Below are 14,479 nucleotides of genomic sequence, written 5' to 3' on the forward strand. Positions count from 1 at the left end.
CGCGACCTCGACGTAGAAGGCCATCGTGCGATGGTCAGCGAGACCGGACTAGGTAAATCACGGAAGGACACATCGCACGATGGCTATGGATCAGTCTGCCCTGCTCGCGCTGCCCGATGAATTCTACGGCTCTCGCGCGCGAGGTCGGCGTCGACCGCGACTCGCTGGCCCCGACGGGCCCCGGCGGGCTGTGTTCAGCGGCGGATGTACCCTGCCTAAGCCTGACAAAACCCCGGGAGGCCGGTGAGATGAAGGCGCTCCAGGCGAAGTGGAGATATCGCGACGTCCTCCGGCTGCACGAGGAGCTCGAGCCTGCTGGACACGTCCTGCGTGTACAGCAGGCCTACTTCCAGATCGACGACTGACGACGGTTGGCCAGCGCCGGTGTCCAGATCACCCGCCCTCGGGGCGTGCTCAGACCCTCAGCACACCTATGTCCGCAGGGCCCTACCCTCACTGCGGCGCGCGGCCACATGTTCCGCGGTGCTGACGGCATGATCGAGTCATGTCGCGCGTGGAGTGGACCCGGCTCGTCGGCGAGGACGTCGAAGCGGTCGTCTCGACGCTGCTGTGTCTGGAGTACCCCGACGCCGTCCGGATGCGCACGGCTGGAAGCTCTGGCGCCTCGCCGACCAGCGCGTACGCCGGCGAACTGGCGAGCCCGGTGCCTCGCACGAGCGCTTGCAAGTGCATCGAGTTCGCCGACACTTCGCCTCCCGCCCGGCCTCGACGCCACCCCCGCTCGTGCGGCGGGCTACCGGACTGGGCGGCGCTCGGCCTGCGTAGCGACCGTCGCCGTTCGGTCTTTGTCGGTGCCGTGTAGGAGAATCGGCCGGTGTCGAGCGACGACCTGCCACTTACTCACGAGTGGCTGTCGCGCGTCGAGAGTGAGCCCATCCCCGAGGCGTGGGTCCCGGGAGCGACGAAGGGTGAGCGACGAAGCCTTCGAGGGCTAGGGCAGCTCGCGGGAGCCCTGCTCGATGACGAGGACCGGAGCGATCTGCCGTCTGATGTGCAGGAGTGGATGACGGGCAACGATGGCGTGCCCGCCGATGCCGTCGCCGAGCTCAGCGCGGCACTGAAGAAGGAGCCCGACGCGGTTCTTGCCGGGCTCTACGCGGGGCTCGTGCGAAGCAGCAACCGACGGAGACTCGGCACGTTCTTCTCGGCCGAGCGTGAAGTGCACGCGATGCTCGCGCGATGGACTATGACGCAGCCGCCTCCCGCGCACATCGTTGACGTGGGTGCGGGCGTCGGCATCTTCACGGCGGCCGCCGCAAAGCGATGGCAGGGAGCCGCCGTACATGCTGTCGACGTCAACCCCGTGACGCTCGGCCTACTGGCCGTCCGGCTCTCCGCCGGATCCGACGGAGATCACGCGCCAGGAAGCGACCGTGTCCGGCTCATTCGCCAAGACTTCGTGCAGTGGATCGAGCAGGAGTGGCCACAGCTCAGTGGCCCGAAGCTGATCCTTGGGAACCCCCCTTACACCCGCGCCAACCTGCTCACGTCTGCCGAGCGAGACTCACTGCTCGACGCGACCGACGGCATGCTCAATCGACAGGCGAACTTGTCGGCGGTAATGACTGCGGTATCGATCGCGCGGCTCGGGCCTGACGACGGACTCTGTCTGTTGCTTCCCGCGCAATGGCTCGAAGCGCGATACGCCGAGACGCTCCGCGCGCGCCTCTGGGCGATGCGAGAGCGGCGCGTCGAGCTTGGACTCTTCGAGTCAGGACTCTTTCGTGAAGCGCAGGTCGACGCCGTTATGCTCATAGTCGGCCGGGAAGGCCGCCGGCCCGGATTCTTTGTTGGTTCGGAGCCGTTCGAGGACTGGCGTGAGCTAGACCGCTCCGGTGAAGCACCGGAGAATTGGCGTCGAGAGTTGGAGGGACACACCGCCGATCCCGAAGCGAGCGACGATGCCGTCCCGCTCAGCACGCTGGCGACGGTGCGCCGAGGGACGGCCACCGGTGCGAACGACTTCTTCACGCTAGTCGACGAGGACGCGGAGCCGATCAAGAAGCACTGTGTGCGCCTGCTCCGCCATCCAGGCGGTGTAGGCGACGTCCTGGACGAGGCGACTTTCGACGCTTCGCTCAAGGGGAGCCGTCGATGGCTTCTGCTAGCCACCGAGAGCGCCGTCGAGTCCGATCCGGTGCTTCGTGACCTTATCGAGTCCGGGAAGTCGCAGGGCTACGCCGACCGGCTCCTCTGCAGGAGACGCACCGCGGGCTGGTACGACCTGCACCACGATCTCGTGCGCCCCGACGTCATCATCGGCTCGATGTCGAAGGGCTCGTTCGCCGTAATCGAGAACGCGTGCTGTGCGGCGATCACCAACAACATGTACGGACTGACTTGGTACCCGCTGGTCGAGCAGCCGGTCCGAACTCGGGTTCTGAATTGGCTGCGTGCGAGCGGGCAGGCGGCGATCACGGCAGGCGCTCGTCACCAGGGTGACAACCTGCGCAAGATCGAGCCTCGAGCGTTGGCCGCGATCGAAGTGCCCCTCAGCGTGATTAACGGGACAGTCAGACAGGCGGCGGCAGACCCGGCAAGAGCGCGCTGAGCGGAAGTTTCACCGCGCATTCCGTCCATCGACCGTTGTGGTCTTGGGGTAGGTACGGAGCCAAGGTCGCTGCTCGACACCAGCCGAGAAGCGCGAGCTCTCCGCCGACGCCTCCAGTGCAGCCAACGAGCGACCACTGTGTCGAAAGCCGTCGACCCGTGTCGTACTCATGTCGGCTGAGGAAGAACGGAAAGATGCCACCGCCGGTTGACGCCGCCGTCTTGACCTCGAGTAGCCGCGCCTCGGACGCGACCTTGGGTGCCGCAACGTCATAGCCGTACGAGTCGCTGACGAGACTGACGCGCTGGACGTGCACGGCGAGGTCGTGGCGCTGCAGCGCTCGTAGTTCAGCGACGCACGCCTCGACCACAAACTCCTCGCCGCGGGCACCTGACTCCGCCCGCGCGTGAGCGGAAGCTGCGCGGGCGGCCGAGGCGAGCAGACGACGGAGTCCCACCTCAGCTTCAGGATCGGTCAGCGACACGACAGCTCTGAGGGCTGGGACAGGCGTTCCCTCCTGCACGAGTTCTGCCGCAGCCAGCAACGACTCGGCACGACGAAGGTCGTCAAGTGAATGCTCACCCTGCGTAGCCGCCGCAACAAACGCCGCCTCGAGGTCCGATCGGCCGGTGGGGTTCGGATCGAGCAGGCGAGCGACACGCAGCGCGGCACGCACCTGGTGCGCGGTCCAGGGGGTCACGAGCCGCGGTCCGCCTCGGCCCGGCCACCGCTTCGGAGATGATCTAGCACTTCGACCAGGTCGCGGGCGTCGTCAAGGAGGAGCCCTGGGTCCTCGTCGTCCGGCAGCGCCATTTGCGCGAGGCCAGGGTCGGCGAGCATTGCTGCAAGGGCGCGCGTCTTCTCCTCGACTCGTCGACCGACTCGCTCATCGATCGTGCCCCGGCTGACGAGGAGCGTGACCCGGGTCTCGTCGTCTTGCTCCAGGCCCAGCCGATGGATTCGGTCCAGCGACTGGAGGTACTGCCCGGCGTTGAACGTCCGCTCGACGTAGATCGCGTCGTGGCACACCCTGTGCAGGCTGATGCCCTCGGACATCGCTGCCGGGTTGGCGAGCAGAACCATGCACGCAGGGTCGTTCCGGAAGCGCTCAACCTCCCCCTCACGCGTCCTCACGCCCGTCTCAGAGCCGTCAGCACTCGGGATCGCTCCGTAGACGAGCGCCGGCTGCAGCGCGGCCAGTTGCTGCTCCAGGTCGAGCAGGTTGTCGGGGAAGTTCGACCACAGCAGAGTCTTTCGTCCGAGCTCGGCGTTCTGGAGCACGAGTCGGCACGCCGCCGCGATCTTTGCTGGCATCTCGTGCTCTGAGTAAGACTCGACGAGCGCCGCGAGCCGGGACCCGGCGGGAATCGCGATCGCCGGATACGTGTAGGCCCGCGCGCCCTCGCCGGTCGTCCGCAGCAGTCGAGGGCTACTCGCGGCCTGTAGCAGATGCATGGCCACGTCGCCCATGCGGCCGAGTGCCGCAGCGTCGCGAGCATCCAGGTCGAACATCCCTGCGTACCGCCTAAGCATCGCGGCGTAGATGTCAGCTTGGAGCGGTCCCATGTCGACGGGCAGTACGCGAAGCTGAACGGGGGGCAGGTCGAGTTGTGACTTTGTTGTCCGTACGAAGAGCGGATGGATGGCCTCGTTCACCTGCGACATCGCCGTCGAAGTCGGACGGGCGCGGAGGGCGGCCGAGGGGAGTCGACTCGAAGCGCGCTTGTCCGGCCACACGACATCGAGCAGCGCGACCAGGTCCCGCGGATGATTCGGTGCGGGCGTGCCCGTCAAAATATCTCTGCGGGAGGCGAGCGGTGCGAGGTGTCCGATCGCCCGTCCCCACTCACCTGCCGGTCCGCGCTTGGATCGGTGGGCTTCGTCGACGACCAGGTGCACCCTGTCGCGAAGCATGACGGACGTCAGGAGTGGGACGGCCGAGGCGAGGCGTTGGTAGTTGACGAGGATCACGTCTGCGTCCGCCACACGGCCCTGTCGATACCGCGTGACAGTAAGCGGGGGTTCCAGAACGGCGGCCGCGTCCTCTTCCCATGCGTCAAACGCTGAGAGCGGCGCGACGACGATCATCCGACCGACGTCACCACGTGCCCGCAGCAGTGCGTGCAGCGACAGCGTGACCGTCGTCTTGCCGGCGCCTGGCACGGAGAAGTTGGCCCCGTGCCTAAGTGTCAGGAGGCGTGCTAGGTCCCGCAGCTGGAACGGCCGAAGCTTGCGCATGACGTGAGGATCAGCCGTTGCGAGCAGGGCAGGGTCGAGGCTCTCAGGCGCTGCCGTCTCCCCGAACGCCGCCCGGAGGGCCTGCTCGTCTGCGTTGGCTGATCTGAGCAGGTCCTGGACGTCCGCATCGGCCTCGAACGTAAGTCGATGCGCACTGAGAATGCCCTGGAGGACCCGGCGCGATTGGAAGAATGCGTCAGGCAACACTGGCAGCGGATCGCCGTAGGTCGCTCGTTGCTCCGAGAGTCGAGCGGCAATCTCGGACCAAGCTGCTGGCGGGACGCCGACGCCCTCCAGCATGATCCGGACAGGCGAGCGCGCGAGAGTGGCCCTGACCGTCGGCATCGGTCAGCTCACGGCCGCGTCGTCGTCGACACCTGCCGTCGAGAGGATGAGCTCCAACGTCTCTGTCGCCTGCTCGGCGGCGGCGGCGAGCGCCTGGCGATAGGGCTCGAACTCGGCGAGGTCGATCACGTCTTCGAGCGCGTCGAGCGCATCACTCAGGTACTGCTGTGCCTTCGCCAGCGACGCGGTCGGACGATTGAGGGCGTTGGCGTCCGTCTGCCTCCGCTTGAGGGTTGCCAGCGACCCCTTCACTGCGGCCTCCACGGACTCGAGTACGTCGGACGCGGAGAGCGTCGATCCACCCGGAAGCTCAACCGACCCACCGTCGGAGAGCGACGCCGCCAAGGTCACGTTCATCAGCTGCCGAACAGTCTGCTCGTCACCACTTTTCGGATCGCCCAGATCCTCGCCGAGCAAGTCGAGACCTGGCAACGTGTCGGCGCCCTCAGGCGCGGCCAGCTCGACGGTGACGGCCGACGCAAGAGCGGAACCAGCCGCACCGCTCTCGGCCAGGACGCCGACCGCGAGCTCCTCGATCCAGGCTCCCTGCGCAGGCCGCAGCTTATGGACCGAGTCGAGGCCCACTGCCACCGCCGTCAGCCACCGCATGATGTGCGCGTCGCCGGCCCCACGGCCCGACTCGCTGTCGATCCGGTCAACCTCCTTGAGCAGTTCCAGCCAGTTCTGAGTCTGGTCTCGCTCGGAGACGAAGTACGAAAGAGGAAGGGGAGGGCTGGGAAGCATCCGCGTGCGCTCCATGAGCAGCAAGACGCGGCGCAACGCCCTGACGCGCGACGGACCGCCGGTGACCCGCAGACTCTTTGCGATCTGGGCGTCGGACATCTGCGCGCCCTCGTGAAGCTTCTCGATCATCATGAGCTCGCTGACGAGGTTGTACTCGTCCTTGTACTCGCGCTGTTTCTGGAGCACGCTCTCCAGCTGCAACTCCTCGCTCGTCGTGATGTCGACGGGGAGCACCGCCACCTTGATGGTGGTGTGCGCAGGGAGTCGACCTTCATCCACCAACTCACGAAGGAGCACGCAGCGCGTGTTGGCGTTCACCAACTTGCCCTTGCGAGTGATGACGCCGGGGGTGTCCTGCCCTTCGTCGACGAGGCTCTCCTTGAGAGCCTCCACCTGGCGATGCGAGGCCCGGACGAGGTCAGACACGATCGTCTGGGCGCGCCGCGAGAACGGGTCTCGCTCAACGAGCTCACGGTCCGGGTGGTCGGCTAGGCGTGGCGCGATCCGGAAGCTATCCGGGTTGAGAACGGGAACATTAAGCGGAAGCTCGACGACCTCCAGCACCGCACCACCGCGGATCGGTGGGCTGAGTGTTGGCCTCACCCCGGGCGGGCCACCGTGGTAGGCGGTGAGTGCGGCGGTGATCTGCTGCACGCGTGATGCGTCGGTCATGGCTCTTGGACTCCCCTCTCTGCGACCTACCGGAACACTACCGGGGAGCACTGACGCGAGCCCGTAGGTCAGCGGGTTAAGCCGCTGATCGCGAACGGCTTCGGGCTTGGCAGCTGGCGCGCCGGCAGAAGCGGACGACGCACATTCACCCGAACGGGCCTCTCAAGATTCGGGCTGCGAAGCGGCCCCGACGCGCGGTCGTTCCCGAAGTGGATTGCAAAGGACTATAAGCGGCCCCGCGCACCCCGGAGGCGACCGGTCGTCAGGGGCCCCTGGTGTGAACCTTCACGTCGCCCTGGCCGGAGGTCGACAGCACCTCGAACGCCTCGCTCAGCAGTCTGGGCGGGAACGTGACGACGACGGGGTTGTGTCGGACGAACGCCCCGACGACGTCGAGCGCGTCGTCGCGGGTCATCGGGACCTCGTCGGCGGTATCCACGGCTATGCACGCTTCGCGAGCGCGTACATGAGCGCCTGCTGCTGGCCGTCGCGGAGCCTTCTCCGCTCCGCATCCTGTGATGCCGACTACCACCAACACACCGACAGCGAACACCGGCCCCAGACGCATGTCATGCTCTTCCGCTCCGAAATAGTTTCCGAGCGTGCATCGGCATCCAGCGGCCGCCAAGTGAGCGACGGCACCGAGTAAAGCTGACGATGACACCCACCGCAGTCGTCCAGGGTCAGCGGTTCGAGGCAGCGGCTGACGCCGAGGCGGGGGCGCAGTCACGCTGCTACATCAGTCCCACAACGTCCCGACAGTTGGGCTACAAGTTCGCCCTGAGGCACCCACGAAATCGCTCATGGCGGGCGTGGGCGTAGTCAGACTATCGATGCCATTTAGTCAATGAATCCTGCATCTCGAAAGTCGCGGACCTCGGCCTCAGCAGCACCTACATCTGCATGTCCACGAACCGCGAGTAATGCCCCTGGAACGCGACGGTGATGGTGTCGGTGGGGCCGTTACGGTGCTTGGCGACGATGAGGTCAGCTTCCCCCGCTCGCGGTGATTCCTTTTCGTACGCATCCTCACGGTGCAAAAGAATGACCATGTCAGCATCTTGCTCGATGCTGCCACTTTCGCGAAGGTCGCTCATCGCGGGCCGCTTGTCCGTCCGCTGCTCAGGCCCACGGTTCAGCTGCGAGATCGCGATGACGGGGACCTCGAGCTCCTTGGCGAGCAGCTTGAGCGCACGCGAGAACTCCGAGACCTCCTGCTGACGGGACTCGACGCGCTTGCCCGACGTCATGAGCTGGAGGTAGTCGATGACGACGAGCTTGAGGTCGTGGCGCTGCTTGAGACGCCGGCACTTGGCGCGGATCTCCATGAGCGACATGTTCGGCGAGTCGTCGATGAACAGCGGCGCCTCGCTGATGCGGCCCATCGTCGCGGCGATCTTCGCCCAGTCCTCCTCGCCCATCTGCCCGGTGCGCAGCTTCTGCAGGTGCACGCGCGCCTCGGCGGACAGCAGACGCATCGTGATCTCGTTGCGGCTCATCTCGAGCGAGAACACGACGGCGGCCATGTCGTGCTTGATCGCGGCCGACCGGACGATGTCGATGCCGACGGTGGAGTTGTGCGTCGGGATCATCGCCTCGCCGGCGAGGTAGAGGTGAGACGCATGCGAGATCTGGACGCAGCGCACGGGCACCGGCGCGATCGGCTCGACGGAGACGACGAACCTCTGCCGCAGCCGCTCGGTGGACCGGCGCCGCCGCTCCTTGTGGACCAGCTTCTTGCGCTCCAGCGCGAACACGTCGTCATCGGTGGTGAAGGTGATCGTGAAGCAGGTCGACGACGCGGCGGAACGGCCGCGGACCTGCTTCAGCGACCACCCCGTGCGGTACCCGAGCGAGTGCACGAGCTCGCGCACGTCCCGCGCCAGACGCGCGTCGGTGACAGCGAACTGCACGGACCCCGTGGGGTTCACCGTGCCGTCCGTGTCGAGCAGGCCGGCGAGCAGCTCACGACGCTGCGCCTCGCTCGCCCGCAGGTACTCGGCGGGGATGTGCTTGTTCGACAGGACGCCGATCGTGCGCAACCGACCCTGGACGGTCCCCAGCCGGTCGTGGCAGCCCTGGCAGCGCAGCAGCCCACTCGTCGGGACGCCGCAGTCCGGGCACGTCGGTACCGGCACGGGGCCGGAGAGCGTCTTGACCTTGCCGCCGCACGAACGGCCGCAGGTCCGCACCTGCGAGCGCGCCGGGACGAACGTGGTTCCGCAGACCTCGCAGGCCCGCGGCACGACCTCCTGGTGGGGGATCCGCACCGTGTAGAGGTCGGCCTGACCCTCGTGGTGCGCCGCGCGGACCTCGAAGCCGCGCCCTTCGAGCCGCATGGCGATCTCGGGGTCCGCGCTCGTGAATCGGGCGGACGCGCTGTGCCCGTCGCCCAGCCACACGCCCAGCAGGTACGGGTCGACCAGCAGGTCGCGATCCGGCAGGGACAGCGGTGCAGCCGTGGCGACCGAGTGGTTCGCACGGGCGTCGGCCGTGGCGCACCGCACCGTCGCCGCGAGCTCCTCGGTGGTCCGCACGGCACCGTCGGCGCCGATGCGCCGCTCGGCTCTGGTCCGCGTGACCCACTGGTGCTGCGCGTCGGCGACGATCATCGAGCCGTCGTCGAACGTCACGCGGTAGCAGGGCCGGTCGACCATGACGTCGGTCGCGGCGACGACGCGCGTGATCGTCCCGTCGGCGGCGATCAGCTGGTCGCCGACCTGCACCTGGCCCATCGTCGTCCACCCGGTCGGCGTGGGGAGCGGCGTGTCGAGCGCGAGCGCCTTGCCGATGGCCGGACGGGCCGCGATGACGATCATCTGGCCGGGGTGCAGGCCGTTCGTCAGGCGGTCCAGGTCGGAGAACCCGGTCGGTACGCCGATCATGCCCTCGCCGCGGTGCCCCGCGGCCTCGATCTCGTCGACCGTGCCGCCGATGATCTCCGACAGCGGCAGGTAGTCCTCGGACGCGCGACGCTCGGTGACGGCGTAGACCTCGGCCTGCGCGTTGTTGACGAGCTCGTCGACGTCGCCGCCGTCGGTCGCGTACCCGAGCTGCACGATGCGCGTGCCCGCCTCGACGAGCTTGCGCAGGATCGACCGCTCGCGCACGATCCGCGCGTAGAAGCCCGCGTTCGCCGCCGTGGGGACCGACGCGATGAGCGTGTGCAGGTACGCCGCGCCGCCGATGCGCGCGATGTCGCCGCGCTTCGTCAGCTCGTCCGACACCGTGATGGCGTCGGCGGGCTCGCCGCGGCCGTACAGGTCGATGATCGCGTCGTAGATCGCCTCGTGCGCGGGGCGGTAGAAGTCCGTGCCACGCACCTGCTCGATGACGTCGGCGATCGCGTCCTTGCTGATCATCATGCCGCCGAGCACCGACCGCTCGGCGTCGAGGTCCTGCGGCGGCGTGCGGTCGAACCCGCCGCCGCCCCGGTTCCCGCTGTCCGGCGGCGCGCCGTACTCGAGGTCCTCGATGGTCAACCCGTCACCCACTCCAGCTCGCCCGCACCCGACGGACACCTGTCCTACCGGGACCCACCGACAGTCCCCGCGGACGCGCCCCGCACGGCGGGCGACGCAGCCGGTACCGGACCTGTCCTCGCGAGGTTAGGCCCCGGCCGTCGGGGACCCAAACGGGTGTGTGCACAGACCGGTGGACAGCCTGTGGACAGTCCCTTCACGCCTGTGTGCACAGGCTGGGGACACACCTGTGGACAGAGCGGGTGAGAGCTCCGTCCACCCGCCGCGACCGGCGCATACGCTGTGCACGTGCTGTGGAGCGACAACTCTTCGACCCACGTTCACCAGGTGGACGCCTGAGCCGCCCCGTGGACGCCCACGACGACCCCTCGACCCCCGCGCCGCGCCCGCCCGGCGTCGACCGGCAGATCCTCGCGCTCGCCGTCCCCGCCCTCGGCGCCCTCGTCGCGGAGCCGCTGTTCGTGCTCGTCGACTCGGCGATGGTCGGCCACCTCGGCACCGACGCGCTCGCCGGGCTCGCGCTCGCGTCGACCGTCCTCGTGACCGTCATCGGCCTGTGCGTCTTCCTCGCGTACGCCACGACCGCCGCGGTCGCCCGGCGCCTCGGAGCGGGCGACCGGCAGGGTGCGCTGCAGACCGGCGTCGACGGCATGTGGCTCGCGCTCGGCCTCGGGGTCCTGCTCGCCGGGCTCGCGTGGGTCACCGCGCCGTGGGTGCTCGCGGCGCTCGGCGCGCGCGGCGAGGTCGCCGTGCAGGCCGTCACGTACCTGCGGTGGTCCGTCCCCGGCCTGCCGGGCATGCTGCTCGTCCTCGCGGCCACGGGCGCGCTGCGCGGCCTGCAGGACACCCGCACACCCCTCGTCGTCGCCGCGTCCGGCGCCGTCGCCAACGCCGCGCTCAACGCGACGCTCATCTACGGCGCCGGGCTCGGGATCGCCGGGTCGGGCCTCGGCACCGCGATCGCGCAGCTCGGCATGGGCGTGTGGCTCGTCGTCGTCGTGGTGCGCGGCGCGCGCGGCTCCGGGGCACGGCTCACGCCCGCCGCCGGCGGGATCTGGGCCAACGCGCGCGCCGGCGTCCCGCTGCTGGTGCGCACCGCGACGCTGCGTCTCGCCATCCTGCTGACCGTGTGGACCGCCACCGGGCTCGGCGCCGCCGCGCTGGCCGGGCACCAGGTGGTCAACGCCGTGTGGGGCCTGACGGCGTTCGCGCTCGACGCGCTCGCCATCGCCGCGCAGGCGCTCGTGGGGCACGCGCTCGGTGCGCGCGACGTCGCCCGCACGCGCGCCCTGCTGCGGCGCACGCTGCAGTGGGGCGTCGGCGCCGGGGCTGTGCTCGGCGTGCTCGGCGGCGCGCTCGCTCCGCTGTACGTGCGGGTCTTCTCCCCCGACCCCGACGTGCAGCGCGCCGCCGTCGTCGGGCTCGTGGTCGCAGCCGTCGCGCTGCCCATGGCCGGCTGGGTGTTCGTGCTCGACGGCGTGCTCATCGGCGCCGGCGACGGCCCGTTCCTCGCGTGGGCGGGTGTCGCGACGCTCGTCGCCTACGTGCCCGCCGCCCTCGCGGTGCACGCGTGGGCGCCGCCCGGCGCGGCCGGGCTCGCGTGGCTGTGGGTCGCGTTCGCGGTGGTCTTCATGGCCGCCCGCGCGATCAGCACGGGGCTGCGCGCACGCGGCACCCGGTGGATGGTCGTCGGCGCCTGAGCGTCCGCCCCGGGGCGACCTCAGTCGCCTCCGCCACCGCCGTCGCCACCGTCACCGCCGGCCCCCGCGCCCGCATCGCCCGGTCCCCCGTCGTGCGCCGCATCGTGCGCCGCGTCGTCGCCGCTCTCCCGGGTGCCGTCAGCACCTGCCGCGGCGCCGCCGGCGGCGTCCTCACGCTTCTCGTCCCCGCCCGGGGACGAGAACCAGCCCGTCGACATGGCCATGAAGACGATGCCGATCGTGAAGAACGCGATGCCGCCGCCGTCGGAGTCGCCCGCCATCTGCGTGATCCCGAGGACGAAGAACGTCACCCCGATCGCGAGGAACGCCCCGTTCTGCGCGCGCTTCGACGACGTCCCGCCGCCCTTCCGCGGCGTGTCGCTCACCGGTCGTCCTGACCCGTGACGCTCCCCGTGACCTGCACCGCGCGCGAGCGGCGCACGTACGTGCCCAGGTAGCCCGCGGCCACCGCAGTCAGCACGACGCCCACCGCCAGGAACGTGAGCCCGAGCACCGTGCGACCCAGCGCCGTGAACACCGCGCCGAGGGCGAGCAGCGGCGCACCCACCGCGAACATCGTCCCGCCGACGGCGGCCTGCTGCGTCGGGGCCGCCGTGGTCGTGGCCTGCGCGTCCGTGGTGCGCTTCTGCGTGCTCATGTCGTGCCTCCTGGTTCGTCCTGACCTCTGCGACGAGCCTAGGCAGCACGGTGGTCGCGTCCCACCGTCCCGCGACCGATCCTCCCGCTCCGTCCGGAGGCGGAGACGACGGCGCACGCACCGCGGGCCCTGCGCCTGGCGGACGAGGTGCGGGACGAACGGACGCCCCCGGCGCCGACGCCGGACACGACGAGGCCCCGCACCGCCGGAGCGGTACGGGGCCTCGCGAGCTCGCGTGGGAGCAGGTCAGGCGGCGACGACCTTGACGGTCACCTTGGCCGAGACCTCGGGGTGCAGACGAACCTGCACCGCGTACTCGCCGAGCGTCTTGATCGCCTGGGCGACCTCGATCTTGCGCTTGTCGACCGACGGGCCGCCGACGGCCTTGATCGCCTCGGCGATCTCGGCCGTGGTGACGGCACCGAACAGACGGCCCGACTCGCCGGCCTTGGCCGACACCGTGACGGCGTTCGCCTGGAGCGAGTCGCGCACGGCCTTCGCGTCGTCGAGCGTCGCGATCTCGCGCGCCTTGCGGGCACGACGGATCGCCGAGACGTCCTTCTCGGCACCCTTGGTCCACGGCGTGGCCAGGTTGCGCGGGACGAGGTAGTTACGGGCGTACCCGTCCTTCACCTCGACGACGTCGCCGGGGGCACCGAGACCGGTGACCTCGTGGGTCAGGATGATCTTCGCCATGGGTCAGTCCTTTCTCAGCGGGCCGACGACGAGTACGGCAGGAGGGCCATCTCGCGGGCGTTCTTCACCGCACGGGCGATCTGGCGCTGCTCCTGGACGGAGACGCCGGTCACGCGACGCGCGCGGATCTTGCCGCGGTCGGAGATGAACTTGCGGAGCAGAGCCGTGTCCTTGTAGTCGACCGTCTCGATCTTGGCGGCCTTGAGGGGGTTCTGCTTCTTCTTGGGCTTGCGGACGACGGGCTTGGCCATCGTGGTGCTCCTTGTCTGTGGAGCCCCGAGCGTTGCCGTGCTCGGGGATGAGAATCAGGTGTGCGAGGCGCCGATCAGAACGGGGGCTCGTCGGAGTAGCCGCCGCCGGACCCGCCCGCGGGCGTCGCCCACGGGTCGTCGGTCTGGCCGCCGCCACCGGAGGACTGGCCACCGCCGCTGAAGCCGCCGCCACCGCCGTAGCTGCCACCGCCGCCGCCACCGCCGAAGCCGCCACCGCCGGACCGCTGGGTCTTGGTGACCTTCGCGGTCGCGTACCGCAGCGACGGGCCGACCTCGTCGACCTGCAGCTCGTACACGGTGCGCTTCTCGCCCTCGCGGGTCTCGTACGAGCGCTGCACGAGGCGGCCCTGCACGATGACGCGGGTGCCCTTGGTGAGGGACTCGGCGACGGACTCGGCCGCCTCCCGCCAGATCGAGCACCGGAGGAACAGCGTCTCGCCGTCCTTCCACTCGTTGGACTGGCGGTCGAACGTGCGGGGCGTGGACGCGACGGTGAAGTTCGCGACCGCGGCGCCCGACGGGGTGAAGCGCAGCTCCGGGTCCCCGGTCAGGTTCCCGATCACCGTGATGGTGGTCTCGCCGGCCATGACGGCCTCCTCGCTCGTTCGTACGGTTCGGCTGCGGCGTGGTGCCGCGGGTGCTGGCGCCCGACGCTAGCGACGGGCACCCACACGGGCAGGATCACGCCTCGCGGCGCAGGACCTTCGTGCGCAGGACGACCTCGTTGAGGCCGAGCTGACGGTCCAGCTCCTTGGCGGTCGCGGGCTCCGCGGTGAAGTCGACGACGGCGTAGATGCCCTCGGCCTTCTTCTTGATGTCGTACGCGAGGCGACGACGGCCCCAGACGTCCACCTTGTCGACCGTGCCACCGTCGGTCTTGACGACCGACAGGTACTTGTCGAGCGACGGGGCGACGGTGCGCTCCTCGATCTCGGGGTCGAGGATGATCATGATCTCGTACTGACGCAGGCTCATACCCACCTCCTCTGGTCTTCGCGGTCACGGTCGGTCCGTGACAGGAGGGTTCTCGTGCGTCTCGCCGTGACGCACCACCGACGAGGCGTCAGGGGTGCAGGCACGACGAACCGTCCGCGAGGGAC

13 protein-coding genes are annotated in these 14,479 nt (G+C 69.3%); 2 read left to right on the top strand and 11 right to left on the bottom strand.

Going from position 1 to position 14,479, the window contains the following annotated elements:
* The first annotated feature begins 835 nt into the window (after positions 1–835).
* Complete coding sequence (locus GY42_RS12995) at positions 836–2,572, top strand: methyltransferase (protein ID WP_046529652.1); 1,737 nt, start codon at positions 836–838, stop codon at positions 2,570–2,572.
* Here the strand turns inward: GY42_RS12995 and GY42_RS18775 are convergent.
* From GY42_RS18775 to dnaB, 5 genes are all read right to left on the bottom strand, one after another.
* On the bottom strand, positions 2,535–3,272 hold the full coding sequence (locus tag GY42_RS18775; RefSeq protein ID WP_082131542.1) for a DUF3883 domain-containing protein: 738 nt from the start codon (positions 3,270–3,272) through the stop codon (positions 2,535–2,537). The genes GY42_RS12995 and GY42_RS18775 overlap by 38 nt on opposite strands.
* A complete protein-coding gene (locus tag GY42_RS13000) occupies positions 3,269–5,155 on the bottom strand; it encodes a DEAD/DEAH box helicase (protein WP_052748386.1) in 1,887 nt (628 codons plus the stop codon). Before GY42_RS13000 ends, GY42_RS18775 begins: the two co-directional genes overlap by 4 nt.
* A gap of 3 nt (positions 5,156–5,158) precedes the next feature.
* Positions 5,159–6,553 (bottom strand): hypothetical protein, encoded by a 1,395-nt coding sequence (locus GY42_RS13005; protein WP_152667321.1) that lies wholly within the window; start codon positions 6,551–6,553, stop codon positions 5,159–5,161.
* 280 nt (positions 6,554–6,833) lie between these two features.
* On the bottom strand, positions 6,834–6,986 hold the full coding sequence (locus GY42_RS19475; protein ID WP_160309420.1) for a hypothetical protein: 153 nt from the start codon (positions 6,984–6,986) through the stop codon (positions 6,834–6,836).
* Between the two features lie 478 nt (positions 6,987–7,464).
* Positions 7,465–10,053 (bottom strand): replicative DNA helicase, encoded by a 2,589-nt coding sequence (dnaB, locus tag GY42_RS13010; protein WP_082131745.1) that lies wholly within the window; start codon positions 10,051–10,053, stop codon positions 7,465–7,467.
* 347 nt (positions 10,054–10,400) lie between these two features.
* On the opposite strand from dnaB, the gene GY42_RS13015 reads away from it, so the two are divergent.
* On the top strand, positions 10,401–11,753 hold the full coding sequence (locus GY42_RS13015) for an MATE family efflux transporter (RefSeq protein ID WP_046529654.1): 1,353 nt from the start codon (positions 10,401–10,403) through the stop codon (positions 11,751–11,753).
* A gap of 20 nt (positions 11,754–11,773) precedes the next feature.
* Here the strand turns inward: GY42_RS13015 and GY42_RS13020 are convergent, their stop codons facing one another.
* The 6 genes from GY42_RS13020 to rpsF all read right to left on the bottom strand — a co-directional run bounded on the left by GY42_RS13020 (position 11,774) and on the right by rpsF (position 14,354).
* Positions 11,774–12,139, bottom strand: a complete 366-nt coding sequence (locus GY42_RS13020; RefSeq protein WP_046529655.1) for a hypothetical protein — start codon at positions 12,137–12,139, stop codon at positions 11,774–11,776.
* Positions 12,136–12,411, bottom strand: coding sequence for a hypothetical protein (locus tag GY42_RS13025; RefSeq protein WP_046529656.1), 276 nt, complete (start codon positions 12,409–12,411; stop codon positions 12,136–12,138). Before GY42_RS13025 ends, GY42_RS13020 begins: the two co-directional genes overlap by 4 nt.
* Positions 12,412–12,657: 246 nt before the next feature.
* Complete coding sequence (gene rplI, locus GY42_RS13030; protein WP_046529657.1) at positions 12,658–13,107, bottom strand: 50S ribosomal protein L9; 450 nt, start codon at positions 13,105–13,107, stop codon at positions 12,658–12,660.
* Between the two features lie 14 nt (positions 13,108–13,121).
* The gene (gene rpsR / locus GY42_RS13035) at positions 13,122–13,358 is read right to left on the bottom strand and encodes a 30S ribosomal protein S18 (RefSeq protein WP_013118893.1); all 237 of its coding nucleotides are present in this window, start codon (positions 13,356–13,358) and stop codon (positions 13,122–13,124) included.
* Between the two features lie 74 nt (positions 13,359–13,432).
* On the bottom strand, positions 13,433–13,966 hold the full coding sequence (locus GY42_RS13040) for a single-stranded DNA-binding protein (RefSeq protein WP_046529658.1): 534 nt from the start codon (positions 13,964–13,966) through the stop codon (positions 13,433–13,435).
* A 94-nt stretch (positions 13,967–14,060) separates the two neighbouring features.
* The gene (gene rpsF / locus GY42_RS13045; RefSeq protein ID WP_046529659.1) at positions 14,061–14,354 is read right to left on the bottom strand and encodes a 30S ribosomal protein S6; all 294 of its coding nucleotides are present in this window, start codon (positions 14,352–14,354) and stop codon (positions 14,061–14,063) included.
* Positions 14,355–14,479: the final 125 nt, after the last annotated feature.

Source organism: Cellulomonas sp. FA1 (assembly GCF_000986825.1).
Taxonomy (GTDB): domain Bacteria; phylum Actinomycetota; class Actinomycetes; order Actinomycetales; family Cellulomonadaceae; genus Cellulomonas; species Cellulomonas iranensis.

Coding starts and splice junctions, on each gene's coding strand:
- GY42_RS13040 (WP_046529658.1), bottom strand. CDS start 13,966: ATGGCCGGCGAGACCACCATCACGGTGATCGGGAACCTGACCGGGGAC.
- rplI (WP_046529657.1), bottom strand. CDS start 13,107: ATGGCGAAGATCATCCTGACCCACGAGGTCACCGGTCTCGGTGCCCCC.
- GY42_RS19475 (WP_160309420.1), bottom strand. CDS start 6,986: ATGACCCGCGACGACGCGCTCGACGTCGTCGGGGCGTTCGTCCGACAC.
- GY42_RS13000 (WP_052748386.1), bottom strand. CDS start 5,155: ATGCCGACGGTCAGGGCCACTCTCGCGCGCTCGCCTGTCCGGATCATG.
- rpsF (WP_046529659.1), bottom strand. CDS start 14,354: ATGAGCCTGCGTCAGTACGAGATCATGATCATCCTCGACCCCGAGATC.
- GY42_RS13025 (WP_046529656.1), bottom strand. CDS start 12,411: ATGAGCACGCAGAAGCGCACCACGGACGCGCAGGCCACGACCACGGCG.
- rpsR (WP_013118893.1), bottom strand. CDS start 13,358: ATGGCCAAGCCCGTCGTCCGCAAGCCCAAGAAGAAGCAGAACCCCCTC.